The organism is Pseudogemmobacter sp. W21_MBD1_M6 (assembly GCF_052119585.1).
Lineage (GTDB): Bacteria > Pseudomonadota > Alphaproteobacteria > Rhodobacterales > Rhodobacteraceae > JBGQOJ01.
Window position 1 is genome coordinate 62,903 of the sequence record NZ_JBGQOJ010000006.1, and the last position, 26,614, is coordinate 89,516.

General features: G+C 60.4%; 28 protein-coding genes. 26 read left to right on the plus strand and 2 right to left on the minus strand.

What is annotated here, in order from left to right; genetic code table 11:
* The first annotated feature begins 1 nt into the window (after position 1).
* The 25 genes from ACEN2R_RS08935 (at position 2) to ACEN2R_RS09055 (ending at position 22,492) form a co-directional block, all read left to right on the plus strand.
* A complete protein-coding gene (locus tag ACEN2R_RS08935; RefSeq protein ID WP_442041358.1) occupies positions 2-856 on the plus strand; it encodes a hydroxymethylglutaryl-CoA lyase in 855 nt (284 codons plus the stop codon).
* Positions 856-1,638, plus strand: a complete 783-nt coding sequence (locus ACEN2R_RS08940) for a crotonase/enoyl-CoA hydratase family protein (protein WP_442041360.1) — start codon at positions 856-858, stop codon at positions 1,636-1,638. The genes ACEN2R_RS08935 and ACEN2R_RS08940 overlap by 1 nt, the downstream gene beginning before the upstream one ends.
* Before the next feature lie 201 nt (positions 1,639-1,839).
* On the plus strand, positions 1,840-2,205 hold the full coding sequence (locus ACEN2R_RS08945) for an NADH-quinone oxidoreductase subunit A (protein ID WP_442041362.1): 366 nt from the start codon (positions 1,840-1,842) through the stop codon (positions 2,203-2,205).
* Positions 2,196-2,729, plus strand: coding sequence for a NuoB/complex I 20 kDa subunit family protein (locus tag ACEN2R_RS08950; RefSeq protein WP_442041364.1), 534 nt, complete (start codon positions 2,196-2,198; stop codon positions 2,727-2,729). Before ACEN2R_RS08945 ends, ACEN2R_RS08950 begins: the two co-directional genes overlap by 10 nt.
* A 9-nt stretch (positions 2,730-2,738) precedes the next feature.
* A complete protein-coding gene (locus ACEN2R_RS08955; protein WP_442041366.1) occupies positions 2,739-3,350 on the plus strand; it encodes an NADH-quinone oxidoreductase subunit C in 612 nt (203 codons plus the stop codon).
* A gap of 4 nt (positions 3,351-3,354) precedes the next feature.
* Entirely contained in the window at positions 3,355-3,600 is a 246-nt protein-coding gene (locus ACEN2R_RS08960; RefSeq protein WP_442041368.1) for a hypothetical protein, read from the plus strand.
* 3 nt (positions 3,601-3,603) lie between these two features.
* Complete coding sequence (locus ACEN2R_RS08965; RefSeq protein ID WP_442041370.1) at positions 3,604-4,815, plus strand: NADH-quinone oxidoreductase subunit D; 1,212 nt, start codon at positions 3,604-3,606, stop codon at positions 4,813-4,815.
* Positions 4,815-5,882, plus strand: a complete 1,068-nt coding sequence (gene nuoE, locus ACEN2R_RS08970) for an NADH-quinone oxidoreductase subunit NuoE (protein ID WP_442041372.1) — start codon at positions 4,815-4,817, stop codon at positions 5,880-5,882. Before ACEN2R_RS08965 ends, nuoE begins: the two co-directional genes overlap by 1 nt.
* Before the next feature lie 30 nt (positions 5,883-5,912).
* Complete coding sequence (locus ACEN2R_RS08975) at positions 5,913-6,776, plus strand: NADH:quinone oxidoreductase (RefSeq protein ID WP_442041374.1); 864 nt, start codon at positions 5,913-5,915, stop codon at positions 6,774-6,776.
* Between the two features lie 12 nt (positions 6,777-6,788).
* On the plus strand, positions 6,789-7,007 hold the full coding sequence (locus ACEN2R_RS08980) for a DUF5337 domain-containing protein (protein WP_442041376.1): 219 nt from the start codon (positions 6,789-6,791) through the stop codon (positions 7,005-7,007).
* Between the two features lie 10 nt (positions 7,008-7,017).
* A complete protein-coding gene (nuoF, locus tag ACEN2R_RS08985; RefSeq protein ID WP_442041378.1) occupies positions 7,018-8,313 on the plus strand; it encodes an NADH-quinone oxidoreductase subunit NuoF in 1,296 nt (431 codons plus the stop codon).
* A 101-nt stretch (positions 8,314-8,414) separates the two neighbouring features.
* On the plus strand, positions 8,415-8,825 hold the full coding sequence (locus tag ACEN2R_RS08990) for a DUF5333 domain-containing protein (RefSeq protein ID WP_442041380.1): 411 nt from the start codon (positions 8,415-8,417) through the stop codon (positions 8,823-8,825).
* A 64-nt stretch (positions 8,826-8,889) separates the two neighbouring features.
* Positions 8,890-10,908, plus strand: coding sequence for an NADH-quinone oxidoreductase subunit NuoG (gene nuoG / locus ACEN2R_RS08995; protein ID WP_442041381.1), 2,019 nt, complete (start codon positions 8,890-8,892; stop codon positions 10,906-10,908).
* A 2-nt stretch (positions 10,909-10,910) separates the two neighbouring features.
* On the plus strand, positions 10,911-11,312 hold the full coding sequence (locus ACEN2R_RS09000) for a hypothetical protein (protein ID WP_442041383.1): 402 nt from the start codon (positions 10,911-10,913) through the stop codon (positions 11,310-11,312).
* A gap of 6 nt (positions 11,313-11,318) precedes the next feature.
* Entirely contained in the window at positions 11,319-12,356 is a 1,038-nt protein-coding gene (gene nuoH, locus ACEN2R_RS09005) for an NADH-quinone oxidoreductase subunit NuoH (protein WP_442041385.1), read from the plus strand.
* The gene (gene nuoI, locus ACEN2R_RS09010) at positions 12,331-12,852 is read left to right on the plus strand and encodes an NADH-quinone oxidoreductase subunit NuoI (RefSeq protein WP_442041387.1); all 522 of its coding nucleotides are present in this window, start codon (positions 12,331-12,333) and stop codon (positions 12,850-12,852) included. The genes nuoH and nuoI overlap by 26 nt, the downstream gene beginning before the upstream one ends.
* Positions 12,849-13,256, plus strand: coding sequence for a carboxymuconolactone decarboxylase family protein (locus ACEN2R_RS09015; protein WP_442041389.1), 408 nt, complete (start codon positions 12,849-12,851; stop codon positions 13,254-13,256). Before nuoI ends, ACEN2R_RS09015 begins: the two co-directional genes overlap by 4 nt.
* Positions 13,253-13,867, plus strand: a complete 615-nt coding sequence (locus ACEN2R_RS09020; protein WP_442041391.1) for an NADH-quinone oxidoreductase subunit J — start codon at positions 13,253-13,255, stop codon at positions 13,865-13,867. The genes ACEN2R_RS09015 and ACEN2R_RS09020 overlap by 4 nt, the downstream gene beginning before the upstream one ends.
* A 46-nt stretch (positions 13,868-13,913) precedes the next feature.
* The gene (nuoK, locus tag ACEN2R_RS09025; protein WP_442041392.1) at positions 13,914-14,219 is read left to right on the plus strand and encodes an NADH-quinone oxidoreductase subunit NuoK; all 306 of its coding nucleotides are present in this window, start codon (positions 13,914-13,916) and stop codon (positions 14,217-14,219) included.
* A gap of 4 nt (positions 14,220-14,223) precedes the next feature.
* A complete protein-coding gene (gene nuoL / locus ACEN2R_RS09030; protein WP_442041394.1) occupies positions 14,224-16,296 on the plus strand; it encodes an NADH-quinone oxidoreductase subunit L in 2,073 nt (690 codons plus the stop codon).
* Positions 16,296-17,837 carry an NADH-quinone oxidoreductase subunit M gene (locus tag ACEN2R_RS09035; protein ID WP_442041396.1) on the plus strand — a complete coding sequence of 514 codons (1,542 nt, stop codon included), beginning with the start codon at positions 16,296-16,298 and terminating at the stop codon, positions 17,835-17,837. The genes nuoL and ACEN2R_RS09035 overlap by 1 nt, the downstream gene beginning before the upstream one ends.
* A gap of 12 nt (positions 17,838-17,849) precedes the next feature.
* Positions 17,850-19,289 carry an NADH-quinone oxidoreductase subunit NuoN gene (nuoN, locus tag ACEN2R_RS09040; RefSeq protein ID WP_442041398.1) on the plus strand — a complete coding sequence of 480 codons (1,440 nt, stop codon included), beginning with the start codon at positions 17,850-17,852 and terminating at the stop codon, positions 19,287-19,289.
* Between the two features lie 13 nt (positions 19,290-19,302).
* The gene (locus tag ACEN2R_RS09045; RefSeq protein WP_442041400.1) at positions 19,303-20,031 is read left to right on the plus strand and encodes a biotin--[acetyl-CoA-carboxylase] ligase; all 729 of its coding nucleotides are present in this window, start codon (positions 19,303-19,305) and stop codon (positions 20,029-20,031) included.
* 11 nt (positions 20,032-20,042) lie between these two features.
* Positions 20,043-20,822 carry a type III pantothenate kinase gene (locus ACEN2R_RS09050; protein WP_442041402.1) on the plus strand — a complete coding sequence of 260 codons (780 nt, stop codon included), beginning with the start codon at positions 20,043-20,045 and terminating at the stop codon, positions 20,820-20,822.
* Complete coding sequence (locus ACEN2R_RS09055) at positions 20,819-22,492, plus strand: ribonuclease J (protein WP_442041404.1); 1,674 nt, start codon at positions 20,819-20,821, stop codon at positions 22,490-22,492. The genes ACEN2R_RS09050 and ACEN2R_RS09055 overlap by 4 nt, the downstream gene beginning before the upstream one ends.
* A gap of 211 nt (positions 22,493-22,703) precedes the next feature.
* Here the strand turns inward: ACEN2R_RS09055 and ACEN2R_RS09060 are convergent, their stop codons facing one another.
* Positions 22,704-24,242, minus strand: a complete 1,539-nt coding sequence (locus tag ACEN2R_RS09060) for a DEAD/DEAH box helicase (RefSeq protein ID WP_442041406.1) — start codon at positions 24,240-24,242, stop codon at positions 22,704-22,706.
* 233 nt (positions 24,243-24,475) lie between these two features.
* Positions 24,476-26,083 carry a peptide chain release factor 3 gene (locus ACEN2R_RS09065; protein WP_442041408.1) on the minus strand — a complete coding sequence of 536 codons (1,608 nt, stop codon included), beginning with the start codon at positions 26,081-26,083 and terminating at the stop codon, positions 24,476-24,478.
* Between the two features lie 171 nt (positions 26,084-26,254).
* Here ACEN2R_RS09065 and ACEN2R_RS09070 point away from each other — a divergent pair, with 171 nt between their 5' ends.
* Entirely contained in the window at positions 26,255-26,614 is a 360-nt protein-coding gene (locus ACEN2R_RS09070) for a group I truncated hemoglobin (protein WP_442041410.1), read from the plus strand.

Below are 26,614 nucleotides of genomic sequence, written 5' to 3' on the forward strand. Positions count from 1 at the left end.
CATGCAGGACTATGTCGAAATTTTCGAAGTCGGCCCGCGTGACGGGCTTCAGAATGAAAAGATGCCTATTCCCACCGCTGACAAGATCGCGCTGATCAACCTGCTGTCCAAGGCGGGATTTGCGCGGATCGAGGTGGCCAGTTTCGTCAGCCCGCGATGGGTGCCGCAGATGGCCGACAGTGCCGCCGTGCTGGCGGGAATAAAGCGGGCGGAGGGGGTATCCTATGCCGCGCTGACCCCGAACCTGCGCGGGTTCGAGGACGCGATTGCGGCGGGTGCGGACGAGATCGCGATTTTCGGATCGGCGTCCGAGGGGTTTTCGCAGGCAAACATCAATTGTTCGATTGCGGAAAGCCTTGAGCGGTTCAAGCCGGTATCGGACGTCGCAAATATCGAATTTGTGAAAATGCGCGGCTATGTTTCCTGTGTTACGGACTGCCCTTATGACGGACCGACGCCCCCCGATAAAGTGGCAGATGTCGTCGAGGCCTTGTTCGCGATGGGCTGTTACGAGGTGTCATTGGGGGACACCATCGGCAAGGGCACGCCGGAGAGCATCGGGCGGATGCTTGACGCGGTGCTGGAGGTGGCGGACCCGCTGCATCTGGCCGGACATTACCACGATACGAACGGGCGCGCGCTGGACAATATAGAGGTGTCATTGGCGCGGGGATTGCGGGTGTTCGATGCGGCGGTCGGGGGCTTGGGCGGTTGCCCCTATGCGCCCGGTGCGGCGGGCAATGTCGCGACAGAGGCGGTGGCGAGGCGGTTGGCGGAATTGGGCTATGAGACAGAGCTTGATCTGGACGTGATAGAACAGGCGGCCGCGATGGCCCGCCGGATGCGGGGCGTTTGATGTCAGAGACAGTATTGGTGCGGGCCGATCCACGCGGGGTTGCGACCCTGACGCTGAACCGGCCCGACAAGCATAACGCCTTATCGGCGGAGATGCTGGATGCGATGACCGCAGCGGCCCGGCGATTGGGGGCCGATCCTGCGGTGCGGGTTGTTGTGCTGGCAGGGGCTGGCGCATCGTTTTGCGCGGGCGGCGATCTGGACTGGATGCGCGCGCAGTTCAAAGCGCCTGCCGCCGGTCGCGTGGCAGAGGCGCGGCGGTTGGCATTGATGTTACAGGCGCTGAACACCCTGCCCAAGCCGTTGATCGGGCGCGTGCATGGCGCGGCGTTCGGGGGCGGGGTCGGGATTGCGTCGGTCTGTGATGTGGCGGTCGGCGTGCGCGGCGCAAAGCTGGGGTTTACGGAAACGCGTCTGGGCGTGATTCCCGCGACGATCGCGCCCTATGTGATCGCACGCATGGGCGAGGGCCGGGCGCGGCGCGTGCTCATGTCGGCGCGCGTGTTCGACGCCGACGAGGCGGTGCGGCTTGACCTGTTGAGCCATGCGGTGGACATCGAGGATCTGGATGCGGCGATCGAGGACGAGGTTGCACCCTATCTGGTCTGCGCACCGGGGGCTGTGGCGGCGGCAAAGGCGCTGGCGCGGTCGCTGGGTCCGGTGATCGACGAGGCGGTGATCGCGCGCACGATTGATGCGCTGGTGGGGCGGTGGGACAGCGACGAGGCGCAGCAGGGTATCGCAGCGTTTTTCGAGAAACGCAAAGCGCCCTGGTCGGCCTGATCGCGCGGCGCTACCGACAGCAAAAATTACTGCGCTGCGGCATTAAGTGCCTTTTAAACCGCGTGGCGCGGCCTACAATCCTTTAGGGAACATGATTCAGGGCGTTTTCGCGTGTCGCGCTTGGTTGACCCCGCCCATGCGCGAGAGTAAACCACCGACAACCAAAACGAATGCGCGCCAGACGCAGGATAGGAGCCAGACGTGGACGAGCTGCTGAGAAATTATCTGCCGGTTCTTGTTTTTCTTGGATTGGCGATAGGATTGGGCCTTGTTCTGATCCTTGCCGCGGTGGTTTTGGCCGTGCGCAATCCCGACCCGGAAAAGGTCTCTGCCTACGAATGCGGCTTTAACGCCTTTGACGATGCGCGGATGAAATTCGACGTGCGATTCTATCTGGTGTCGATCCTGTTCATCATTTTCGACCTTGAGGTGGCGTTCCTGTTTCCATGGGCGGTGGCGTTCAAGGATGTCGGGATGCTGGGCTTCTGGTCTATGATGGTGTTTCTGGGCGTCCTGACCATCGGGTTCGCCTACGAGTGGAAAAAAGGAGCGCTGGAATGGCAATAGCAACCTCGCTGAATACCGCCGGTGCCGACAAAGAGGTCGCAACGCAAACCCTGAACCGCGAATTGCAGGACAAGGGCTTTTTGCTGACCTCGACAGAGGACATCATCAACTGGGCGCGGACCGGTTCGCTGCACTGGATGACCTTCGGTCTGGCGTGCTGTGCGGTCGAGATGATGCACACCTCTATGCCGCGCTATGACCTTGAGCGGTTCGGCACGGCCCCCCGCGCGTCGCCCCGCCAGTCGGACCTGATGATCGTGGCTGGCACGCTGACCAACAAGATGGCCCCCGCGCTGCGCAAGGTCTACGACCAGATGCCGGAGCCGCGCTATGTGATCTCTATGGGGTCTTGCGCGAATGGCGGCGGGTATTACCACTATAGCTATTCCGTTGTGCGCGGCTGTGACCGGATCGTTCCGGTGGACATCTATGTGCCCGGCTGCCCGCCGACCGCAGAGGCGCTGCTATACGGTATCTTGCAGTTGCAACGAAAAATCCGCCGCACCGGCACGATCACAAGATAAGGCAGACCCATGTCCGACGTATTGAACGAGCTAGGTGCCCATATCGAGATGAAGCGCCCCGATTGCGTGTTGTCCTGGTCTGTGGCCTTTGACGAACTGACAATCGAGGTGGCCCCTACATCGATCGTCGGGTTTGTCGAATTTTTGAAAACCAACGGCACGACGCAATTCTCGACGCTGATCGACCTGACCGCCGTGGACTATCCGACGCGCGAAAAGCGCTATGATGTGGTGTACCACTTTCTGTCGATGTACCAGAACCACCGCGTGCGGGTCCGTGCGATGGTGCGCGAGGACGAGATGGTGCCTTCGATCATTTCGGTGCACCCCAGCGCCAACTGGTTCGAGCGCGAAGTGTTCGACATGTTCGGCATCCTGTTTTCGGGGCACCCCGACCTGCGGCGTCTGCTGACCGACTACGGGTTCCGCGGGCATCCGCTGCGCAAGGATTTTCCGACGACGGGCTATACCGAAGTGCGCTATGACGAGGTGCAGAAGCGCGTCGTCTATGAACCAGTGTCGCTTGTTCAGGAATACCGCCAGTTCGACTTCATGTCGCCGTGGGAGGGTGCCGAGTACATCCTTCCGGGGGACGAAAAGTCCGGTGGGGCCAAAGGATAGCGCGATGACGCAGGCAATGCCCATGTGTAAGGTCGGTGCGATCAGGGCGGGGGCCGGTTGGCCCCGTCACCCTGTCGCCATGCGCCCTGACTGCGGTGCGCCAGTGCGACAGACATCGCGGCTTTTCGACAAGATGAATGACACGCGGCGGCTGAAGGCCATCAGGGTTTTCACCGCGCAGACTGATGATAGTCGCGCGACATCCGGCACGGTGCCGTCGCGCCTGACCGACAACATGGCGAAGGTGTAGGACATGGACGGCTCAAACTTTGACGACGCTTTGACGGGCGAGCAGAAGATCCGCAACTTCAACATCAACTTTGGCCCGCAGCACCCTGCGGCCCACGGTGTGTTGCGTCTGGTGCTGGAACTGGACGGCGAGATCGTAGAGCGGTGCGACCCGCACATCGGTCTTTTGCATCGTGGCACCGAAAAGCTGATGGAAAGCCGGACATATCTGCAAAACCTGCCGTATTTCGACCGTCTGGATTATGTGGCGCCGATGAATCAGGAACATGCCTGGTGTCTGGCGATCGAAAAGCTGACCAAGACCGAAGTGCCGCGCCGCGCATCGCTGATCCGCGTTCTGTATTCCGAGATCGGCCGCGTGCTGAACCATCTGCTGAACGTCACGACGCAGGCGATGGACGTCGGCGCGCTGACGCCGCCGCTGTGGGGCTTTGAAGAGCGCGAAAAGCTGATGGTGTTCTACGAGCGGGCCAGCGGTGCGCGTCTGCATTCGGCCTATTTCCGCCCCGGTGGCGTGCATCAGGATCTGCCCGACCAGCTGGTCGATGATATCGAGCAGTGGGCGCATGAATTCCCCCGCGCACTGAACGACATCGACGACCTGCTGACCGAGAACCGCATTTTCAAGCAGCGCAACGTCGACATCGCCATCGTGTCCGAGCAGGATGTTCTGGACTATGCGTTTTCCGGCGTCATGGCGCGGGGGTCCGGCCTTGCCTGGGATTTGCGTCGGTCGCAGCCCTATGAATGCTATGACGAGTTCGAGTTCCAGATTCCCGTGGGCACCCGTGGCGATTGTTACGACCGCTATCTGTGCCGCATGGCCGAGATGCGGGAAAGCGTGAAGATCATCAAACAGGCCATAGGCAAATTGCGCGAGTCGACAGGCGATGTCATGGCGCGCGGAAAGCTGACCCCGCCGACACGCGGCGAGATGAAGACCTCGATGGAGGCGCTTATCCACCATTTCAAGCTGTATACCGAAGGGTTCCACGTTCCCGCGGGCGAAGTCTACGCCGCGGTCGAGGCCCCCAAGGGCGAATTCGGCGTCTACCTTGTGGCCGATGGAACCAACAAACCCTACCGCTCGAAAATTCGCGCACCGGGTTTCCCGCATTTGCAGGCCATGGACTATCTGGCCAAAGGACACCAACTGGCCGACGTTGCCGCGATCATCGGATCGATGGACGTCGTGTTTGGGGAGATCGACCGTTAATGCTACGCCGTCTATACGCTGACCAACCCGCGTCTTTCGCTTTTACCCCCGCCAATCTGGCCTGGGCAGAGGCGCAGATCACCAAATACCCCGAAGGCCGTCAGGCGTCGGCGATCATTCCGCTGTTGTGGCGTGCCCAAGAGCAAGAGGGTTGGCTGACCCGCCCCGCGATCGAGCATGTCGCAGGGATGCTGGGCATGGCCTATATCCGTGCGTTGGAGGTGGCGACGTTCTACTTTATGTTCCAGTTGCAGCCGGTCGGGTCTGTGGCCCATATCCAGGTCTGCGGCACCACATCCTGCATGATTTGCGGTGCCGAGGATCTGGTGGCGGTCTGCAAGGAAAAGATCGCCCCCAAGGCGCATCAGCTGTCCGCCGACGGCAAGTTTTCGTGGGAAGAAGTCGAGTGCCTTGGGGCCTGCGCGAACGCGCCGATGGCGCAGATCGGCAAGGATTACTACGAGGACCTGACCGCCGCCCGCATGGCCGAGGTGATCGACGAGATGGCCGCCGGTGGCGTGCCTGTGCCCGGTCCGCAGAACGGTCGCTACGGGTCCGAGCCCTTGTCGGGGCTGACCAGCCTCAAGGACTTCGAGTCGGGGCGCAAGCAATACAATTATTCCGCGCAGGCGGCGGTTGATATCGGCGACAGCATCAAGCGCATCGACGGCACCGAAGTGCCGCTGATCGTGTCCTGGAAGGGGCAGTTCGGCGATGCGAAGCCCGCAAAGGCCAAGGCAGCCGTGAAGCCTGCCGCGCCGGCTGTAACCGACGCCGCGCAGACCAAGCCCGCAACGCTGAAGGCCCCCCGCAAGGGCCGCGCGGACGATCTGAAACTGATCAAGGGCGTCGGGCCAAAGCTGGAAACCATGCTGCATGGCATAGGGTTCTACCATTTCGATCAGGTCGCGGCCTGGACGGCGGGCGATGTGGCCTGGGTTGACGAAAATCTCGAAGGCTTCAAGGGCCGCGCGACCCGTGACAACTGGGTCGAGCAGGCCAAGGTTCTTGCGACGGGAGGCGAGACCGACTTTTCTCGTCGTGCGAAAAAGGGTGGCATTTACTAGACCACATAAAAATTATCAGGGGACGATGATATGACACAGAAATCCGGAGGACTTACCTGCACGCAGGGCTGTTGGTTGCTTGCGCTGCTTGGTGGTGTGATTGTTTTTGCGCTGTTGAAACTTGGTGCCGATAGCTCTTTCTTGCATGCCTTTTTCTTTGGCGGGCTTGTGTTTTTGATCGGTGGTTTGGTGTTGAACTGGGCGTTTTGCAAAGCGGCGCCACAATCGGGTGATGTGTCGATCCCTGCGGCTGCGGCCCCTGAGGCCAAGGCGACAACCAGTGCTGTAGCCGCGCCCGCGCCGACCGCCGTAGCGCCGGTGGCAACTGCTGCGCTGCCCGTCTCTGTGGATGCGACGACCTCTGCGCCTGCTGCTGGCATCGCGTCCATCCCCGCTGCCGCGCCAAAAGCGGCGGCAAAGCCCAAGGCGGCCCCTAAGGCGAAGGCGGCCCCGAAAACGACTGCCACGACTGCGGAAAAGACTGTTCCCGCTGCCAAGGTCGCGAAAGCCGCCGCAGCACCGAAGACACCAAAAGCTACCGCTGCACCGAAAGCGGCAACACCGAAAGCCGCCGCGCCGAAAGCGACAGTCAAGCCGGTTGCCGCAGATGGCAAACCCGAACTGCTGACAGCGGCCCGCGAGGGTGGACCGGACGACCTGAAAATGATCAAGGGCGTCGGACCGAAGCTGGAGGGCGAGTTGCACAAGATGGGTGTATACCACTTCGATCAGGTCGCCGCATGGCGCAAGAAGGAAGTGGAATGGATGGACGACAACCTTGAAGGTGTTCGTGGCCGCGTCTCGCGCGATGAATGGGTCAAGCAAGCCAAAGTTCTTGCCAAAGGTGGCACAACAGAATTCGCGTCGCGCGTCAAAAAGGGCGGCGTTTACTAAGGATTGAAGACAATGAGTTCCGACCGCGACAAGGCACAGGCAAAGCAGGGCAGGATCGCTGCCGCTGTTATCGCTGGCACAGGTGCGTTGTGGGTCGGGGCGCAATGGCTGGGGGCGAAATACGGATGGTCCAACCGGACGTTTGTGTTTTTCGACCTTGCCGCTTTGGCCGCGTTCATCTGGGCGCTGGTCGTGACCTACCAGATCTGGCGCAAACGTCAGGACAATTGAGGACTAAGACATGCTGAAGGATCAGGACCGGATCTTTACCAACCTCTACGGGATGCACGACCGCACGCTTGCGGGCGCGCAAAAGCGTGGGCATTGGGACGGAACCGCAGGCATCATCCAGAAGGGGCGCGACTGGATCGTGGACCAGATGAAGGCCAGCGGATTGCGCGGTCGTGGCGGTGCGGGGTTTCCCACCGGCCTGAAATGGTCGTTCATGCCAAAGGAAAGCGACGGTCGCCCCGCCTATCTGGTGGTCAATGCCGACGAATCCGAACCCGGCACCTGTAAAGACCGCGAGATCATGCGCCATGACCCGCATACCTTGATCGAGGGTTGCCTGATCGCGTCTTTCGCGATGAATGCGCATGCCTGCTATATCTACATCCGTGGCGAATACATCCGCGAGAAAGAGGCGCTGCAAGCCGCCATCGACGAGGCCTACGCGGCCGGTCTGGTGGGCAAGAACGCCTGCAAATCCGGTTGGGATTTCGATATTTACCTGCACCACGGGGCAGGGGCCTATATCTGCGGCGAGGAAACCGCGCTGCTGGAATCGCTTGAGGGCAAAAAGGGGATGCCGCGAATGAAACCGCCGTTCCCTGCGGGGTCGGGTCTGTATGGTTGCCCGACTACTGTGAACAACGTGGAATCGATTGCGGTTGTGCCGACGATCTTGCGTCGCGGTCCCGAATGGTTCGCAGGCTTTGGCCGTCCGAACAACGCGGGCACCAAGCTGTTCGCGATCTCGGGTCATGTGAATAACCCTTGTGTCGTCGAGGAAGCGATGTCGATCGGGTTGCAGGAATTGCTGGAACGTCATTGCGGTGGCGTGCGCGGCGGTTGGGGCAACCTGAAGGCCGTGATCCCCGGCGGATCGTCCGTGCCGATGCTGCCTGCCAGCATCTGCGGCGAGGCGATCATGGATTTTGACTGGCTGCGCGAGCAGCGGTCGGGTCTGGGAACGGCTGCTGTGATCGTGATGGACCAGTCCACCGATGTGATCAAGGCGATCTGGCGGTTGTCGAAGTTCTACAAGCACGAGTCCTGCGGCCAGTGCACGCCGTGCCGCGAAGGCACCGGCTGGATGATGCGGGTCATGGACCGTCTGGTGAAGGGCGAGGCAGAGGTCGAGGAGATCGACATGTTGCTGGACGTGACCAAGCAGGTCGAGGGCCACACGATCTGCGCGCTTGGCGATGCGGCAGCATGGCCGATTCAGGGTCTGGTCCGGCATTTCCGCGACGAGATCGAGGACCGGATCAAGGCAAAGCGCACCGGCCGCAAGTCGGCTTTGGCCGCTGAATGACGCAGTGTTATTGCATAACAAAGGGCTGCGATCCCATGTGGACTGTGGAACGGGCCGGCATACGTGCTGGCCTGACCATGGTTTACAAAGGAACACAGGCAATGCGGACTGCAATGACACTGACATTGGCGGCTTTTCTGTCGCTTGGGCTGGCATCGGGCGCGATGGCGCAGGTGCCCCTGAACAAGAACACCCATATCAACGGCCAGCTTTTGGCGGCGGCCGTTGGCGATGTGATCCGCAAGACCTGCCCGACGGTTCATGCGCGGATGTTTACGGTGATGTCCAAGGCGAATGCGCTGAAGGCTTATGCACGGGCGCAGGGCTACACAGAGGACGAAGTGAAGGCCTTTTTGAAATCGGATGTCGAAAAGGCCCGGATGAACAAGCTGCGCGATGCCTACCTTGCCGAACAGGGCGCGGTGCAGGGCGACGTCGAAAGCTACTGCAAGGTTGGACGCGCGGAGATCGAAAAGGGCAGCCTGATCGGCTCTCTTCTTTGGGCGCGATAGATTGAATTGAACGGTCGTGGCCTGCGGTGGCCCGACCGGACGGCCGGAAACAAGGAACGACAAGATGGCAGACCTACGCAAGATCATCATCGACAGCATCGAAGTCGAGGTTGATCCCGCAATGACCCTGATACAGGCGTGCGAACAGGCAGGCGTGGAAATTCCGCGCTTTTGCTACCACGAGCGCCTGTCGATCGCGGGGAACTGCCGGATGTGTCTGGTCGAGGTCGTGGGTGGCCCGCCCAAGCCTGCCGCGTCTTGCGCGATGCAGGTCAAGGACCTGCGCCCCGGGCCCGAGGGGGCGCCGCCGGTGATCAAGACCAACTCGCCCATGGTCAAAAAGGCCCGCGAGGGCGTGATGGAGTTCCTGCTGATCAACCACCCGCTGGATTGCCCGATCTGCGATCAGGGCGGCGAGTGTGATTTGCAGGATCAGGCGATGGCCTATGGGGTGGATTTCAGCCGCTACCGCGAACCAAAGCGGGCGACGGACGATCTGGATCTGGGGCCGCTGGTGGAAACCCACATGACGCGGTGCATTTCTTGCACCCGCTGCGTGCGCTTCACCACCGAGGTCGCAGGCATCACCCAGATGGGCCAGACCGGCCGCGGCGAGGACAGCGAGATCACCAGCTATCTGGGCGAGACGCTGGACAGCAACCTTCAGGGCAACATCATCGACCTGTGTCCTGTCGGCGCGCTGGTGTCCAAGCCCTATGCCTTTACCGCCCGTCCATGGGAACTGACCAAGACGGAATCCATCGACGTGATGGATGCGCTGGGGTCCAGTATCCGCGTCGATACCAAGGGCCGCGAAGTGATGCGCATTCTGCCGCGCAACCATGACGGCGTGAATGAGGAATGGATTTCCGACAAGACGCGCTTTGTCTGGGACGGCTTGCGCAAGCAGCGTCTGGACACGCCCTATATTCGCGAGAACGGCAAGCTGCGCAAAGCGGGCTGGTCCGAGGCGCTGGCGGCGGCGGCGGCGGCGATGAAGGGCCGGAAAGTGACCGGTCTGGTCGGTGATCTGGCCCCCGTCGAGGCGGCCTTTGCGCTGAAGCAACTGGTCGAAAGTCTGGGCGGCAACGTCGAGTGCCGCACCGATGGCGCGAAATTGCCAGAGGGCAACCGGTCCGGCTATGTCGGGACGGCGACCATCGAGGACATTGATACAGCGCAGATGATCCAGTTGATCGGCTGCAACCCCCGCGTCGAGGCCCCTGTTCTGAACGCCCGCATCCGCAAGGCATGGCTGAACGGTGCGAATATCGGTCTGGTCGGCGAAGCTGTTGATCTGACATATGAATATGCGCATGTGGGCACGGATCGCGCGGCGCTTGTCGGTCTGTTGTCCCACGAGTTCAAGACGGTTCTTGAGGTGCCATCGCTGATCATCATCGGTCAGGGTGCCTTGATGGAAGCGGACGGCGCGGCGGTTCTGTCGCAGGCGATGAAGCTGGCCGAGTTGACCGACAGCAAGCTGATGATCCTGCACACCGCCGCTGGCCGCGTCGGCGCGATGGACGCGGGCTGCACGACGACGGGTGGCCTGACGGCGGCGCTGGACGGGGCAGAGGTTGTCTATAACCTCGGGTCGGACGAAGTCGAGGTCGCAGCAGGCCCGTTCGTGATCTATCAGGGCAGCCACGGCGACCGTGGCGCGCATCGTGCGGATATCATTCTGCCCGGCGCCGCCTACACCGAGGAACAGGGCCTGTTCGTGAACACCGAAGGACGGCCCCAGTTGGCCCTGCGCGCGGGCTTTGCCCCCGGCGAGGCGAAAGAGAACTGGGCGATCCTGCGGGCGTTGTCAGCGGAACTGGGCGCGACACTTCCCTATGATACCATCGCGCAACTGCGTCAGGCGCTTGTGGCGGCGGTGCCGCATCTGGCGCTGATCGACGAGGTGCCGGTGAACGCATGGAACCGGGTGCCATTGCAGGACCCGGCAAAGGCCAGCCTGCGCAATGCGGTCAAGGATTTCTACCTGACCAACCCGATTGCACGGGCGTCCAGCCTGATGGCGGAATTGAGTGCCGGCGCGAAGGCGCGCACCTCGCCGAAGCTGGCGGCAGAGTAAAGATGTCCGTGGCCTTGTCCAAAGCGGTGATCGCCTTGGCAACCACGGGCGCACTGATGGCCTGCACGGCTGAGACGACCGCAAAAGGTCCGTATCAGCCAAGCTACAAGGGCATCGAGACGCGGCTTATGGATGGGGATCTGGTGAATTTCCGGGTTGCCATGCGGGGCGCGCGGGATGGCGACGATGTCTCTGCCTATGCAGAGTGCGCCGCAGCACAATATGCGCTGATCCGTGGCTACGGTTTTGCGCGACATGTACGAACAAAGGTGCAGGAAGAGGGTGGCGTTTGGCGTGCAGATGCTGTTTACACCATCTCGCCAGCGCTGCCGCGTGGAATGCAGACGATCGACGCAGAAGTCGCAGTCGCGAACTGTGCGGAAACAGGGATACCGACGGTGTGAGGGACTATGGCTGATTTCTTTTCAACCGGGGCAGGCATTGCCCTGATAATCGTGGCCCAGTGCCTTGCGGTCATTGCGTTTGTGATGATTTCATTGCTGTTCCTCGTCTATGGCGATCGAAAGATCTGGGCCGCCGTGCAAATGCGGCGTGGCCCGAACGTGGTGGGCCTGTTCGGTCTGCTGCAATCGGTGGCCGACGCGCTGAAATACGTCGTGAAAGAGGTGGTGATCCCTGCGGGCGCGGACAAGACCGTGTTCCTGATGGCGCCGCTGGTCAGCTTTGTGCTTGCGATGATTGCCTGGGCGGTGATCCCGTTCAACGACACATGGGTTCTGGCGGATCTGAACGTCGCCATCCTGTATGTCTTCGCCATCTCCTCGCTCGAGGTGTACGGCGTGATCATGGGGGGCTGGGCGTCCAACTCTAAATACCCGTTCCTTGGGTCGTTGCGGTCTGCGGCGCAGATGATTTCATACGAGGTGTCGATCGGCCTGATCATCGTCGGTGTGGTCCTGTCCACGGGCAGCCTGAACTTTGGCGACATCGTGCGGGCGCAAGACGGCAACTACGGCTTTTTCAACTGGTACTGGCTGCCGCATTTCCCGATGGTCATCCTGTTCTTCATCTCGGCGCTTGCCGAAACCAACCGCCCGCCGTTCGACCTGCCAGAGGCGGAGTCGGAACTGGTGGCGGGATATCAGGTGGAATACTCGTCCACGCTGTTCCTGCTGTTCATGGCGGGTGAATACATCGCGATTTTCCTGATGTGCGCCCTGATCACGCTGCTGTTCTTTGGCGGCTGGCTGTCGCCCATTCCCGGCCTGCCCGACGGCGCGCTTTGGATGGTGGCCAAGATGTCGTTCTTCTTCTTCGTCTTCGCGATGGTCAAGGCGATCACGCCGCGCTACCGCTACGACCAGTTGATGCGCATCGGCTGGAAAGTGTTCCTGCCGCTGTCGCTGGCCTGGGTCGTGATCGTGGCGTTCTTTGCACAATATGGCGCATTCGGTGGGGCCTATGCCCGCTGGACAGTCGGAGGCTAAGCGTATGGCAATGGATTACACACGCGCCGCCAAATACTTTTTGCTGGCGGATTTCATCAAGGGTTTCGGTCTGGGGCTGAAATACTTTTTCGCGCCCAAGGCGACGTTGAACTATCCGCATGAAAAGGGGCCCTTGTCGCCGCGTTTTCGTGGCGAACATGCCCTGCGCCGCTATGCGAACGGCGAAGAGCGGTGTATCGCGTGCAAATTATGCGAGGCGATTTGCCCCGCGCAGGCGATCACGATCGACGCCGAACCCCGCGAGGACGGCAGCCGCCGCACAACGCGCTACGACATTGATATGACCAAATGCATCTATTGCGGTTTCTGTCAGGAAGCCTGCCCTGTGGATGCCATCGTCGAGGGGCCGAATTTCGAGTTCTCGACCGAGACCCGCGAAGAGCTGTATTACGACAAAGCCAAGCTTTTGGCGAACGGCGACCGCTGGGAAGCTGAAATTGCCCGCAACCTGGAACTGGATGCACCCTACAGATGACCGATCCGAAGAACCCATTCGAGGCGATGATGAACCAGGCGGCGGATATGGCGAAAGCCTTTAATCCGGCGCTTGAATCCTTCACCCCCAAGGGGTTCGAGGCGCTGTTCCCGACCATGACCAAGGACTTTATGGAAATGGCCTTTGGGAACGCGCTGAACAAGGAGGGTCTGGATGCCAAGACGCGGCTGCTGATCACCCTTGCCGGACTTGTGGTGCTGGGATCGCAGGCCGAGGCGCAGATCAAGATTACCATTCGCCACGCCATAGAGGCGGGTGCCACCAAACAGGAAGTCGCCGAGACCATCACGCAGATGTCGATGTTCGGGGGGCTGCCGTCCATGGCCAAAGCGTCTGAACTGGCGCAATTGGTCTTTGCAGAGAACGAGGAAAAAGGCGCATGAGTGTTTCTGCCGTCATCTTTTACATCTTCGCCATCAGTGTTGTCGCCGGGGGGCTGATGACCGTCGTGTCGCGCAACCCTGTGCATTCGGTGCTGTGGCTGATCCTGTCATTCATTTCTTCCGCCGGATTGTTTGTGCTTTTGGGCGCGGAATTCGTCGCGATGCTGTTGATGATCGTCTATGTCGGCGCGGTGGCGGTTCTGTTCCTGTTCGTGGTGATGATGCTGGACGTCGATTTTGCCGAACTGAAGGCAGAGATGTCGAAATACATGCCGCTGGCGCTGTTGATCGGCGTCATCCTGTTGATGCAGCTGACCATGGTTTTCGGCAACTGGACCGGCGCCGAAAATGCAATGGCGATGCGCGGTGCCGTGACGCCCGACCTGAACGAGGTCACCAATACGGCGGCGCTGGGGCAGTTGGTCTATACGAAGTATATTTACCTGTTTCAGGCCGCCGGCCTGATCCTGCTGGTGGCGATGATCGGTGCTATCGTTCTGACCCTGCGGCACCGCCCTGACATCAAACGCCAGAACGTGCTGGACCAGATGTACCGCGACCCGGCGAAAGCCATGATCATGAAAGACGTAAAGCCGGGGCAGGGCCTGTAAAGGGCGCTTTGGTCTACCAATAATAACGACAAGGACGATGGGACAGATGATCGGATTGGAACATTACCTGACGGTGGCGGCGACGCTGTTTGTCATCGGGATTTTCGGGCTTTTCCTGAACCGCAAGAACGTGATCATTCTGCTGATGTCGGTGGAACTGATCCTGCTTTCGGTCAACATCAACCTCGTCGCGTTTTCCAGTTTTCTGGGCGACATGGTCGGGCAGGTGTTCACCCTGTTCGTGCTGACCGTCGCCGCCGCCGAGGCCGCGATCGGTCTGGCGATCCTTGTCTGCTTCTTCCGCACGCGTGGCACGATTGCGGTCGAAGATGTCAACGTGATGAAGGGCTGAGCCAATGCCAACGATTATCCTGTTTGCCCCGCTCGTCGGCGCGTTGATTTGCGGCTTTGGCTGGAAGATCATCGGAGAGAAGGCCGCGATGTCCGTCGCGACGGGCCTGCTGTTTCTTGCGGCGTTCCTGTCCTGGATCGTGTTCTTCACCCTGCATGGCGAAACCCAGCACATCCAGTTGTTGCGCTGGATCGAAAGCGGCAGCCTGAGCACAGACTGGGGCATCCGTTTGGACCGCCTGACCGCGATCATGTTGGTTGTTGTGACCTCGGTGTCCAGTCTGGTGCATCTGTATTCCTACGGCTACATGGATCACGATCCGCAGTGGAAAGACGGCGAAAGCTACAAGCCGCGCTTTTTCGCGTATCTGTCGTTCTTTACCTTTGCCATGCTGATGCTGGTGACATCGGATAACCTTGTGCAGATGTTCTTTGGCTGGGAGGGCGTGGGTGTCGCGTCTTATCTGCTGATCGGTTTCTACTACCGCAAGCCGTCCGCCAATGCTGCGGCGATCAAGGCGTTCGTTGTGAACCGCGTGGGCGATTTCGGTTTCGCGCTGGGGATTTTCGGTCTGTTCTATCTGACCGACAGCATAAATTTCGACGTGATCTTTGCCTCTGGGCAAGAGCTTTCCAATACGCAACTCTCCTTCCTGTGGCGTGAGTGGAACGCGGCGAACCTGATTGCGGTCCTGCTGTTTGTCGGCGCGATGGGGAAATCGGCACAGCTGTTCCTGCACACATGGTTGCCCGACGCAATGGAAGGTCCGACGCCTGTTTCGGCGCTGATCCACGCGGCGACCATGGTGACCGCCGGTGTGTTCCTTGTCTGCCGCATGTCGCCGATCATGGAATTTGCCCCCGAGGCGATGATGTTCGTCACGATCGTCGGTGCAACGACCGCGTTCTTTGCGGCGACTGTGGGTCTGGTCCAGACCGACATCAAGCGCGTGATCGCTTATTCGACCTGTTCGCAGCTGGGCTATATGTTCGTGGCTGCCGGCACGGGTGTGTATTCGGTTGCCATGTTCCACCTGTTCACCCACGCGTTCTTCAAGGCGATGTTGTTCCTTGGCGCGGGGTCGGTCATTCATGCGATGCACCACGAGCAGGACATGCGGAACTACGGTGGTCTGCGCAAGAAAATCCCCTATACGTTTGCGGCGATGATGATCGGCACGCTGGCCATCACCGGCGTCGGCATCCCTCTGACCCATATCGGCTTTGCCGGTTTCCTGTCGAAGGACGCGGTGATCGAATCCGCGTGGGGGGCGCAATCGGGTGTGGGCATGTATGCCTTCTGGATGCTGGTGATCGCGGCGCTGATGACGTCGTTCTACAGCTGGCGCCTGATGTTCATGACCTTTTACGGCAAGCCGCGCGGCGACAAGCACACCCATGACCACGCCCACGAAAGCCCGTTGGTGATGCTGGTGCCTTTGGGTGTTCTGGCGCTGGGTGCGATTTTCTCGGGGATGATCTGGTTCAACTCATTCTTTGGCGATCATAAAGACGTCGAGGCGTTCTTTGGCATGGCGCAAGCCGAGATGGCCGACATGGCCCCCGCCACCCATGGCGAGGCCCCCGCTGCCGACTTGGCACCAGAGCATGAAAGCGCCGCACCGGGCACCGGCGGCATCTATATGGCACCGGGCAACGAGACGATGACCAACGCGCATCACGCGCCGAATTGGGTCAAGGTCTCGCCGTTTGTCGCGATGGTCATCGGTTTCGCGCTGGCCTATCTGATGTATATCCGCAGCCCCGGAATTCCCGCCAGACTTGCCGCAAACCAGCGGCCTTTGTATCTGTTCTTGCTGAACAAATGGTACTTTGACGAAATCTACGACTTCGTCTTTGTCCGTCCGGCCAAGGCTCTGGGACGGCTGTTGTGGAAGGTCGGCGATGGCACGATCATCGACGGCGGTCTGAACGGTCTTGCCCTTGGGATCATTCCCTTCTTCACACGCCTCGCGGGCCGCGCCCAGTCTGGCTTTCTGTTTCACTATGCCTTTGCGATGGTCATCGGGATCGTTGTTCTGGTCACCTGGATGACGCTCAGCGGGGGAGCGAACTAATGGAAAACCTTCTGTCCATTGTTACCTTTATCCCGTTGCTGGCCGCACTGATCCTTGCGTTCTTTTTGCGCGGGGACGACGCTGCGGCGCAGCGGAATGCCAAGTTTCTGGCGCTGATCGCATCGTCTGCGACGTTCCTTGTGTCGCTGTTCATTCTGGCGGAATTCGACCCGTCCGACACCGGCTTTCAGCTGGTAGAGGAGCGGCCCTGGCTGCTGGGAATGAACTACAAGATGGGCGTTGACGGGATTTCGGTTCTGTTCGTGATGTTGACGACCTTCCTGATGCCGCTTGTCATCGCGGCCTGCTGGTCGGTCGAGACGCGCGTCAAGGAATACATGATCGCATTCCTTGTGCTGGAGACGCTGATGCTTGGCGTGTTCTGCGCGCTGGATCTGGTGCTGTTCTATGTCTTCTTCGAGGCGGGCCTGATCCCGATGTTCCTGATTATCGGGATCTGGGGCGGCAAGGAACGTATCTACGCGTCGTTCAAGTTTTTCCTTTATACGTTCTTCGGTTCGGTTCTGATGCTGGTGGCCATGGTCGCCATGTTCTCGGACGCGGGCACGACGGATATTCCGTCGCTGATGAACCACCAGTTTGCCACCGCGCCGCTGCATGTTTTCGGCTGGGAGATTTACGGCGGCATGCAGACGCTGCTGTGGCTGGCGTTCTTCGCGTCTTTTGCGGTGAAAATGCCGATGTGGCCGGTCCACACCTGGCTGCCCGACGCGCATGTTCAGGCTCCTACTGCCGGGTCCGTGGTTCTGGCGGCGATCCTGTTGAAAATGGGCGGTTACGGTTTTCTTCGGTTCAGTCTGCCGATGTTCCCGGTCGCATCCGATATCTTTACACCGTTGGTGTTCTGGATGTCTGCGATTGCGATCGTCTACACTTCGCTTGTGGCGCTGGTGCAGACCGATATGAAAAAGCTGATCGCCTATTCGTCGGTCGCCCATATGGGCTACGTCACGATGGGTATCTTTGCGGCCAATCAGCAGGGCATCGACGGCGCAATCTTCCAGATGATCAGCCACGGCTTTGTGTCTGGCGCGTTGTTTCTGTGCGTCGGCGTGATCTACGACAGGATGCACACCCGCGATATCGACGCCTACGGCGGCCTTGTCGTGCGGATGCCGGCCTATGCGCTGATCTTCATGTTGTTCACGATGGCCAATGTCGGTCTGCCGGGCACATCGGGGTTTGTTGGGGAATTCCTTGTTCTAATGGGGATTTTCCAGGTCAATACCTGGGTCGCCTTGGTCGCGACCTCGGGGGTTATCCTGTCGGCGGCCTATGCGCTATGGCTTTACCGCCGTGTCGTACTGGGCGATCTGATCAAGGAAAGCCTGCGGTCGATCACGGATATGACCGGACGCGAACGCGCGATCTTTGCGCCGTTGGTGGTGATGACCCTGCTTTTGGGGGTCTATCCCGCGCTTGTCCTTGACATTATCGGTCCCTCGGTCGGGGCGCTGGTGTCCAATTATCAAACAGCGGTTGCAGAGTTCGCCTCTGCGCTTCCGCTGGTTCAGAACTAAAGGGTGGGTCCGATGATCTCTGCCGATGTTTCAACAGTCCTGCCCGAAATCGTTCTGGCCGTCTTTTCCATGGCAGCCCTGCTGTTCGGGGTCTACACGACCAAGGACAAAGCCGCGCCGCTGATCCTTTGGGCGACGGCGCTGGTCATGGTCGTGCTGGCGTTTTTTGTCGGCCTGTCCGGTAACACGACCACGCTTGCCTTTGGCGGCATGTTCATCGACGACGGCTTTGCCCGCTTTGCCAAGGTCGTGATCCTGTTGTCGGGGGCGGCGGTGCTGCTGATGAGCCAGGACTATATGACCCGTCGCGGTTTGCTGCGGTTCGAGTATCCGATCCTTGTCGCGCTGGCGACGGTCGGGATGATGATGATGGTGTCCGCCGGTGACCTGATGGCGCTTTACATGGGGTTGGAACTGCAATCCCTTGCGCTTTATGTCGTGGCCGCGCTGCGCCGGGACAGCGTCAAATCGACAGAGGCGGGCCTGAAGTATTTCGTGCTGGGTGCGTTGTCATCGGGCATGTTGCTTTATGGCGCGTCGCTGATCTACGGGTTCTCGGGCACAACGCTGTTTTCGGGGATCATCACCACAGCCTCTGCGGGCGAGGTGTCGATCGGGTTGTTGATCGGTCTGGTGTTCCTGATTTCGGGGTTGGCGTTCAAGGTATCGGCGGCGCCGTTCCATATGTGGACGCCCGACGTTTACGAAGGCTCGCCAACTCCGGTCACAGCCTTTTTTGCAACCGCACCAAAGGTCGCGGCCATCGGCCTGTTCGCCCGCGTGATGTTCGATGCCTTCGGCAATGCCGTGTCCGACTGGAGCCAGATCATCGCGCTGTTGTCGGTGATTTCGATGTTCCTTGGGGCGATCGCGGCCATTGGCCAGACCAATATCAAGCGCCTGATGGCCTATTCGTCGATTGCTCATATGGGCTTTGCGCTGATGGGGCTGGCGGCGGGCACGGCCTTTGGTGTTCAGGCGATGCTGATCTACATGGCCATCTATGTGACGATGAATATCGGGACGTTCGCCTTTATCCTGTCGATGGAAAAAGACGGCCAGCCCGTGACCTCGATCTACGCGTTGAACAGCTATTCCAAGAAAGAGCCGCTTCGGGCACTGGCCATGCTGGTGCTGATGTTCAGCCTTGCGGGTGTGCCGCCGCTGGTCGGCTTTTTCGGTAAGTTCTACGTTCTGCGTGCGGCCTATGATGCCGATATGGCGTGGCTGGCCGTGGCAGGGGTGATCGCCTCGGTGATCGGCGCGTTCTATTACCTGCGGATCGTGTTCTTCATGTATTTCGGCAAGGACACCGAGGCGTTGGATGGCGGCATGTCGCCTGTGCTTTGGGGGTTTCTGATGGCCTCTGCCGGCGCGATGGTTGTGGGAATCGTCAATCTGTTCGGGGTCGAGGGACTTGCGGCGGCGGCGGCGGCGACGCTTGTCAACTAACTGGCCCTCAGGCGTGGACCGCAGGGTCTACGCCGAAATCGACAGCACAAATGCCGAAGCCGCGCGTCTGGCCCCGTCCTTGATGGGGCCAGCTTGGCTTTTGGCGCAGCATCAGACGGCCGGGCGCGGCAGGCGCGGGCGGGTCTGGGCTAACCCCGCCGGAAACTTTGCCGCAACGCTGGTCATGCGTCCCGCCGGCACACCGGCAGAGGTCGCGCTGCGGTCTTTCGTGGCGGCGCTGGCCCTGCACGAGGCCTTTGTGGCGGTCACAGGTCGGGCAGAGCCTTTCGCGCTGAAATGGCCGAACGACGTGCTTTTGAACGGCGGCAAGGTTGCCGGGATCTTGTTGGAAAGCATTGGGCAGGGCGGTGGCGTCGGGCACTTGAGCATCGGGTTCGGCGTCAATCTAGTGGCGGCCCCGCCACGCGACGCGGTCGAGGCCGGGGCGGTGCCGCCCGTGGCCCTGATGCCCGAAACCGGTGCGTTGGTCACGCCCGAGGAGTTTCTGGACGTGCTTGCCCCCGCCTTTGCCCACTGGGAGGCGCAGCTGACCACCTATGGGTTCGCCCCGATCCGCACCGCGTGGCTGGCCCGCGCCGCGAAAATCGGGCAGGTGATCACCGCCCGCACCGGCACCGAAACCGTGACTGGCACCTTCGACACGGTGGACGAGACCGGCAATCTGGTGCTGACATCGCAATCAGGCCGCAGGGCGATCCCTGCTGCCGACATCTTTTTCTGAGGAACGCGCATATGCTTCTTTGCATCGACTGCGGTAATACCAACACGGTATTCAGTATCTGGGACGGCGAGAAATTCCTGTCGCATTGGCGAACCTCGACCGAACATCAGCGCACGGCGGACCAGTATTATGTCTGGATATCGACGCTGATGAATTTCCAGAAGATCGACGTGAAAATTACCGAGGCCATCATCAGTTCCACCGTGCCGCGCGTGGTGTTCAACCTGCGGGTTCTGTGCAACCGCTACTTTGACTGCCGCCCGATCGTGGTCGGGAAACCCGAATGCGCGCTGCCGGTGGACGTGCGCGTTGACGAGGGAACGCGGGTCGGGCCGGACCGTCTGGTCAACACGGTCGCGGGATTTGACCTGTTCGGTGGCGACCTGATCATTGTAGATTTCGGAACAGCCACTACATTCGATGTTGCGGACAAGGATGGCGCCTATATCGGCGGTGCGATTGCGCCCGGTGTCAATCTGAGCCTGGAGGCGTTGCATCAGGCCGCTGCGGCCCTGCCGCACATAGATATTACCATGCCAAATCAGGTGATCGGCAAGAATACGGTGGACTGCATGCAGGCCGGTGTGTTCTGGGGCTACATAGGCCTGATCCGCGAGATCTGCACCCGCATCAAGGCGGAGCATGGACGACCGATGAAGGTGATCGCCACAGGCGGTCTGGCGACGTTGTTTTCACAAGGCGACGCGCTGTTTGACGAATTCGAAGACACACTCACGATGCACGGGTTGACCGTCATCCATAAATATAACAAGGACTTAGGTAACTTATGAGCAGCAATAGGCTGATATACCTCCCCCTCGGTGGGGCGGGCGAGATTGGAATGAACTGTTACGTCTACGGCTACGGGCCACGGAATAAAGAACGGTTCATCCTGATTGATCTGGGGGTCACATTCCCCGAAGCAGAGGGCAGCCCCGGCGTTGACCTGATCCTGCCCGATATTTCGTGGCTGGAACAGCGCGCCGACCGGTTGGACGCGATATTTATCACACATGCGCACGAAGACCATGTGGGCGCTGTGGGGCATCTGTTGTCGCGGCTGAACGCGCCGGTTTACGCGCGTCCGTTCACCGCCAACATTGCACGGCGCAAGATGGAAGAGCAGGGCGGGGATCTGGATCAGTTGATCATCGCCAACGTCTGGCCGGAGCAGGTGCAGGCGGGGCCCTTCAAGGTCGGTTTCCTGCCGATCTCGCACTCGATCCCCGAGAGTTCTTCGATGGTGATCGACACGCCCGAGGGGCGGATCATCCATACGGGCGACTTCAAGTTGGACGAGACGCCCGTGGTCGGCGAACCCTTTGACCCGGCGCTTTGGGCGGATGTGTCGAAGGACGGGATCAAGGCGTTGGTGTGCGATTCCACCAACATCTTCAGCCAGCACAAGGGCCGGTCCGAGGCGACTGTCGGGCCTGAGATCACCAAGCTGGTGGCGGGGGCCAAGGGCATGGTTGTCGCGACCACGTTCGCGTCGAACATCGCCCGACTGAAAACCATCGCAGAGGCCGGAAACAAGGCAGGCCGCAGCGTTGTGCTGCTGGGCCGCGCCATGCGTCGCATGGTCGAAGCGGGCCAGCAATCGGGCGTCCTGAAGGGCTTTCCATCGGTTGTGTCGCCCGAGGATGCCTCGCAGTTGCCGCGCGAGAACCTGTTGTTGCTGGTGACCGGCAGTCAGGGAGAGCGGCGCGCCGCCTCTGCCTCGTTGAGCCGTGGCAAGTATCTGGGTCTGGAGATGAAGAAGGGCGATCTGTTCCTGTTCTCGTCGAAAACCATTCCCGGAAACGAACGCGGTGTTCTGCGGATCATCAACAATTTCAGCGAGATGGGCGTGGATATTGTCGATGACAGTTCCAACGTCTACCACGTTTCGGGCCACGCGAACCGCCCCGATATCGAAGCGCTGCATGACATTGTAAAGCCGCAGATCGTGATTCCGATGCACGGCGAACATCGCCACCTGCGCGAGCATGTAATGATTGCCGAAGCAAAGGGCATCAAGGGCGTGATCGCCACGAACGGCACGATGATCGACCTGACGGGCAAGTCCCCCAAGGTTGTCGACCATGTCGAGGCCGGCCGCATCTATCTGGACGGCAAGGTCCAGATCGGGGCAATGGACGGCGTTGTGCGCGACCGGATCCGGATGGCGATGAACGGCCATGTTCTGGCAACGCTGGTGATCGACGACGAGGACGATGTGCTGGGCGAGGCCTGGGTCGAGACCATGGGTCTGGCGGAGACGGGCATTTCCAACGCGCCGCTGGTCGATATTCTGGAGGCGGGCATCAGCCAGTTTCTGGGTCGTGCCGATCACCGGACGCTGTCGGATGACGACAAGCTGGAAGAGGCAATGCGCCGGGTGATCCGCCAGACGTCGATGGATGAAATCGGCAAAAAGCCGGAGGTGACCGTTGTTGTCAGCCGTCTGGTTGCGCAGTAGAGCATAAAAAAAGGGGCGGCAGTATGATGCTGCCGCCCCTTTTTTCTGATCCAACAGACGTGCTTTCAGCGCATTTTAGGTAAGTGACGCGCTTTCAGCGCGATTTTTTATGCCTCGCACCCGTCGGGTGCTCAGGTCGCGCGCTGTGGTTTTTTTGCGCGAGAGTATTTTTGCCGAGAAGATACTGAACAGACCTTCCCGGCAGAGTAGGTTACGACGTGCGCCGTTCGTCAAAGCTTTTGGCGATGAAGGTTGGCATATGGTCGCCCATGCCGACGATCTGTCTGTCGTTGCGTCCGCCGCCCGAATTGCGGGGCGAGGATTGCGCCGGAGCGCGCGAGCGAGACGAGGCGCGTGCAACCTGTTCGGGCTGCTCTGCCGTGATTTCGGGCCTTACCTCGGGCTTGGGGGCGGACTCGACAGGCGTCGGTTGCGCCGCGTCTGCCTGAACCGGCGTGTCGATCACGGGGGCGGCTTCGGTCACAGCGGGCTTCGGTTCGGAGCGCGACGCAGTGCGCGATCTGGACCGCGAGCGCGACGAGGTCTTGCGCGGTTCTGCCTGTTCCTCGGGGGTGGCAGGTTCGGCAGCGGGGGCCTTGGTGCCCAATGGGTTGTCGACGCGCGGGATGGTTTCCTTGACCAGATGCTCAATCGCGGCAAAGTTCTTGTCGTCGGACGGGCCGCAGATCATGAAGGTCTTGCCAGAGCGCCCTGCACGGCCTGTGCGGCCAATGCGGTGCACATAGTCCTCGGCGTGGCTGGGCACGTCGTAGTTGAACACATGGCTGACGTTCGGGATGTCGAGACCGCGTGCGGCCACGTCCGACGCACAAAGGAAGCGGAGCGTGCCGTCGCGGAAGCCTTGCAGCACCTGCATACGCTTGGACTGCTCCAGATCGCCATGGATCGGCTCGGCGTCATAGCCGTGCTGTTTCAGGGACTTGGCGACGATATCGACGTCGGTTTTGCGGTTGCAGAAGATGATCGCGTTCGAACAGGCATCGCCCTCGGACTCGATGATTGCGCGCAGGATCTCGCGCTTTTCCGCGGATTGCCGGGCTTTGTTCGTCGGTTTGAACATGACCACGGCCTGTTCGATCGTCTTTGAGGTCGTGGCGGCGCGGGCCACTTCGACCTTGGCGGGGTTCGACAGGAAGGTGTTTGTGATCCGCTCGATCTCGGGGGCCATTGTGGCGCTGAAAAACAGCGTCTGGCGGGTGAACGGCGTCATTGCGAAGATCCGCTCGATGTCGGGGATGAACCCCATGTCGAGCATGCGGTCGGCTTCGTCCACGACCATGATCTGCACGCCGGTCAGCAGCAGTTTGCCACGCTCGAAATGGTCCAGAAGACGGCCGGGGGTCGCGATCAGCACGTCGACGCCACGGTCGATCAACTGGTCTTGTTCCTTGAACGAGACGCCGCCGATCAGCAGGGCCTTCGTCAGTTTGGTGTATTTGGCATAAGCGTCAAAGTTTGCGGCAACCTGTGCGGCCAGTTCGCGCGTGGGCGCAAGAACGAGGCTGCGCGGCATCCGCGCACGGGCGCGGCCCTTTGACAGCATGGTGATCATCGGCAGGGTGAACGAGGCGGTTTTGCCGGTCCCCGTCTGGGCGATCCCCAAAACATCGCGCCCTTCAAGGGCGGGAGGAATGGCGCCTGCCTGAATCGGCGTTGGCGTTTCGTAGCCGCTATCCTCGATGGCTTTCAATACCTTCGGGTCCAGCTTCAAGTCTGAGAATTTTATCATTCGTATCCGTGTTCTACGGCACGATATGGCCGTATCGGTCATGGGAGCATTGGCCCGGATGGCCTTAGGTTATACACAAGCGCGTCCCTTATCGCGCCTGATTATCCAAAATATGGGTCAGGGTCAATGTGGCGTTCCAAAGTGGTAACATTTATGCCAGTTTCCGGCCATTGTCGTGATCGGAGAAACAGTAGCCAGTCATTTGCGGCCAGCGTCTGTCAGGGAAACTGCCTTCAGATCATCATTTGCTTGATCGCGGTCAGTTTCAATTCCGGGTGATCGCGCTCGATCCGGTCGATATCCCACTGAAGACGCGTCAGGTAAACGATGTCACCGTCGTGGTCATGGGCGATGTGACCTTTGTTTCCATTCACAAACTTATCCACAGCCGCCTTGTCACCGGAAACCCAGCGGGCAGAGGTGAATTGCGACGGGCCGAACCGCACGGGCAGGCCGTATTCCAGCTCGATCCGGCTTGCCAGAACCTCGAACTGCAACTGCCCGACGACCCCGACGATAAAGCCGGAGCCGATGGCAGGTTTGAACACTTTGGCGGCCCCTTCCTCGGCGAATTGCATCAGGGCCTTTTCCAGATGCTTGGCCTTCATCGGGTCGCCGGCGCGGACGGTTTGCAGCAATTCGGGTGCAAAGGACGGGATGCCGGTGACGCGGATCGCCTCGCCCTCGGTCAAGGTGTCGCCGATGCGCAATTGCCCGTGGTTCGGGATGCCGATGATGTCGCCCGCCCAGGCCTCTTCTGCCAGTTCGCGGTCCGAGGCGAGGAAGAGGACGGGGTTCGAGATGGCCATCGGTTTTTTGGACCGCACATGCAGCAGCTTCATCCCGCGGATAAAATGGCCCGAGGCGAGGCGCACAAAGGCCACGCGGTCGCGGTGCTTGGGGTCCATGTTGGCCTGCACCTTGAACACAAAGCCCACAACCTTGTCCTCGTCGGGGGACACAGAGCGGGGTTCGGCCTTTTGCACCTGCGGTTCGGGGCCGTATTTGCCGATGCCGGCCATCAGTTCCTTGACCCCGAAAGAGTTGATCGCAGAGCCGAACCAGATCGGTGTCATCGTGCCGTCAAGCAGCGCCTGCCGGTCAAAGGCGGGCAGCAGGGCGCGGGCCATTTCGACCTCTTCGCGCAGCTTTGCCAGCAGATCGGCGGGGATCAGATCGTCAAGTTTCGGGTCGTCCAGACCCTCGATCGACACGCTTTGCGCCACTTTGTTGCGGTCGGCGCGGTCCATCAGTTCCAGACGGTCGCGCAGCAGGTCGTAGCAGCCGATAAACTCGCGGCCAACCCCGATGGGCCAGCTGGCAGGGGTCACGTCGATCGCCAGATTTTCCTGGATTTCGTCGATGATTTCAAATGTATCGCGGCTTTCTCGGTCCATTTTGTTGCAGAACGTCAGGATCGGCAGGTCGCGCAGGCGGCAGACCTCGAACAGCTTGCGTGTCTGGCTTTCAACGCCCTTTGCGCCGTCGATGACCATGACGGCGGCGTCGACTGCGGTCAGGGTGCGATAAGTGTCCTCGGAAAAATCCGAGTGGCCGGGGGTGTCCACCAGATTGAACCGGTAATCTCCGAAATCAAACGACATGGCAGAGGCCGAGACAGAGATGCCGCGGTCCTTTTCCATCTGCATGAAGTCAGAGCGCGTTCGCCGCGCTTCGCCCTTGGCGCGCACCTGTCCGGCCATCTGGATCGCGCCACCATAAAGCAGGAATTTTTCGGTCAGCGTCGTCTTGCCCGCATCAGGGTGACTGATGATGGCGAAGGTTCTGCGACGCGCGATTTCGGGCGGCAAAACGGGGGCGTTATGAGTGCGATCCAACATGGCTGCGCGTATATCCGCGGGTTCGGGGAAGGGCAAGGATTTGAAACGGGGCGCGGGCGTGGGGCGTCCGAGGTTCAGAAACTGGACTGGACGCGATTTGGGGGCAGGCGTTAGCCTTTTGTCATGGGGGGGGATGCCCCGATGTTTCATTGCCAAGGAAAGGACCAAAACATGTCAGACACACTTTTTACCCGACTGGGCGGGACCGAAGCGATCACCAGAATCGCATCGGAGATGGTGGATTATCACGTTGCCAACCCGCTGATCGCCGCGCGGTTCGCCGGTAGCGACGTGCCCGCGATGAAGAAAATAGCCGCTGATTTCTTTGTTACCGGATCGGGCGGGCCGCAGGTCTATGCCGGCAAGGATATGCGCAGCGCCCACCGGCACATGAACATTTCGGACATGGAATTCATGGCAACGGTCGATGACCTGATGCTGGCGCTGTCGAACTCTGGCGTCGGCGATCACGAAAAGGCAGAGGTGCTGTATATTTTCTATAGCCTGAGACCCGAAGTCGTCGGGGTCTAG

Excerpts from the sequence above, each read along its gene's own strand:
- ACEN2R_RS09065 (WP_442041408.1), bottom strand. The coding sequence starts at position 26,083 with ATGTTGGATCGCACTCATAACGCCCCCGTTTTGCCGCCCGAAATCGCG.
- nuoH (WP_442041385.1), top strand. The coding sequence starts at position 11,319 with ATGGCTGATTTCTTTTCAACCGGGGCAGGCATTGCCCTGATAATCGTG.
- nuoK (WP_442041392.1), top strand. The coding sequence starts at position 13,914 with ATGATCGGATTGGAACATTACCTGACGGTGGCGGCGACGCTGTTTGTC.
- ACEN2R_RS08955 (WP_442041366.1), top strand. The coding sequence starts at position 2,739 with ATGTCCGACGTATTGAACGAGCTAGGTGCCCATATCGAGATGAAGCGC.
- nuoL (WP_442041394.1), top strand. The coding sequence starts at position 14,224 with ATGCCAACGATTATCCTGTTTGCCCCGCTCGTCGGCGCGTTGATTTGC.
- nuoI (WP_442041387.1), top strand. The coding sequence starts at position 12,331 with ATGCCCGCTGGACAGTCGGAGGCTAAGCGTATGGCAATGGATTACACA.
- nuoF (WP_442041378.1), top strand. The coding sequence starts at position 7,018 with ATGCTGAAGGATCAGGACCGGATCTTTACCAACCTCTACGGGATGCAC.
- ACEN2R_RS08990 (WP_442041380.1), top strand. The coding sequence starts at position 8,415 with ATGCGGACTGCAATGACACTGACATTGGCGGCTTTTCTGTCGCTTGGG.
- ACEN2R_RS09055 (WP_442041404.1), top strand. The coding sequence starts at position 20,819 with ATGAGCAGCAATAGGCTGATATACCTCCCCCTCGGTGGGGCGGGCGAG.
- ACEN2R_RS08975 (WP_442041374.1), top strand. The coding sequence starts at position 5,913 with ATGACACAGAAATCCGGAGGACTTACCTGCACGCAGGGCTGTTGGTTG.
- nuoE (WP_442041372.1), top strand. The coding sequence starts at position 4,815 with ATGCTACGCCGTCTATACGCTGACCAACCCGCGTCTTTCGCTTTTACC.
- nuoN (WP_442041398.1), top strand. The coding sequence starts at position 17,850 with ATGATCTCTGCCGATGTTTCAACAGTCCTGCCCGAAATCGTTCTGGCC.
- ACEN2R_RS09035 (WP_442041396.1), top strand. The coding sequence starts at position 16,296 with ATGGAAAACCTTCTGTCCATTGTTACCTTTATCCCGTTGCTGGCCGCA.
- ACEN2R_RS09020 (WP_442041391.1), top strand. The coding sequence starts at position 13,253 with ATGAGTGTTTCTGCCGTCATCTTTTACATCTTCGCCATCAGTGTTGTC.
- nuoG (WP_442041381.1), top strand. The coding sequence starts at position 8,890 with ATGGCAGACCTACGCAAGATCATCATCGACAGCATCGAAGTCGAGGTT.
- ACEN2R_RS09060 (WP_442041406.1), bottom strand. The coding sequence starts at position 24,242 with ATGATAAAATTCTCAGACTTGAAGCTGGACCCGAAGGTATTGAAAGCC.
- ACEN2R_RS09000 (WP_442041383.1), top strand. The coding sequence starts at position 10,911 with ATGTCCGTGGCCTTGTCCAAAGCGGTGATCGCCTTGGCAACCACGGGC.
- ACEN2R_RS09050 (WP_442041402.1), top strand. The coding sequence starts at position 20,043 with ATGCTTCTTTGCATCGACTGCGGTAATACCAACACGGTATTCAGTATC.
- ACEN2R_RS08950 (WP_442041364.1), top strand. The coding sequence starts at position 2,196 with ATGGCAATAGCAACCTCGCTGAATACCGCCGGTGCCGACAAAGAGGTC.
- ACEN2R_RS08940 (WP_442041360.1), top strand. The coding sequence starts at position 856 with ATGTCAGAGACAGTATTGGTGCGGGCCGATCCACGCGGGGTTGCGACC.
- ACEN2R_RS08965 (WP_442041370.1), top strand. The coding sequence starts at position 3,604 with ATGGACGGCTCAAACTTTGACGACGCTTTGACGGGCGAGCAGAAGATC.
- ACEN2R_RS08980 (WP_442041376.1), top strand. The coding sequence starts at position 6,789 with ATGAGTTCCGACCGCGACAAGGCACAGGCAAAGCAGGGCAGGATCGCT.
- ACEN2R_RS09015 (WP_442041389.1), top strand. The coding sequence starts at position 12,849 with ATGACCGATCCGAAGAACCCATTCGAGGCGATGATGAACCAGGCGGCG.
- ACEN2R_RS08960 (WP_442041368.1), top strand. The coding sequence starts at position 3,355 with ATGACGCAGGCAATGCCCATGTGTAAGGTCGGTGCGATCAGGGCGGGG.
- ACEN2R_RS09070 (WP_442041410.1), top strand. The coding sequence starts at position 26,255 with ATGTCAGACACACTTTTTACCCGACTGGGCGGGACCGAAGCGATCACC.
- ACEN2R_RS08935 (WP_442041358.1), top strand. The coding sequence starts at position 2 with ATGCAGGACTATGTCGAAATTTTCGAAGTCGGCCCGCGTGACGGGCTT.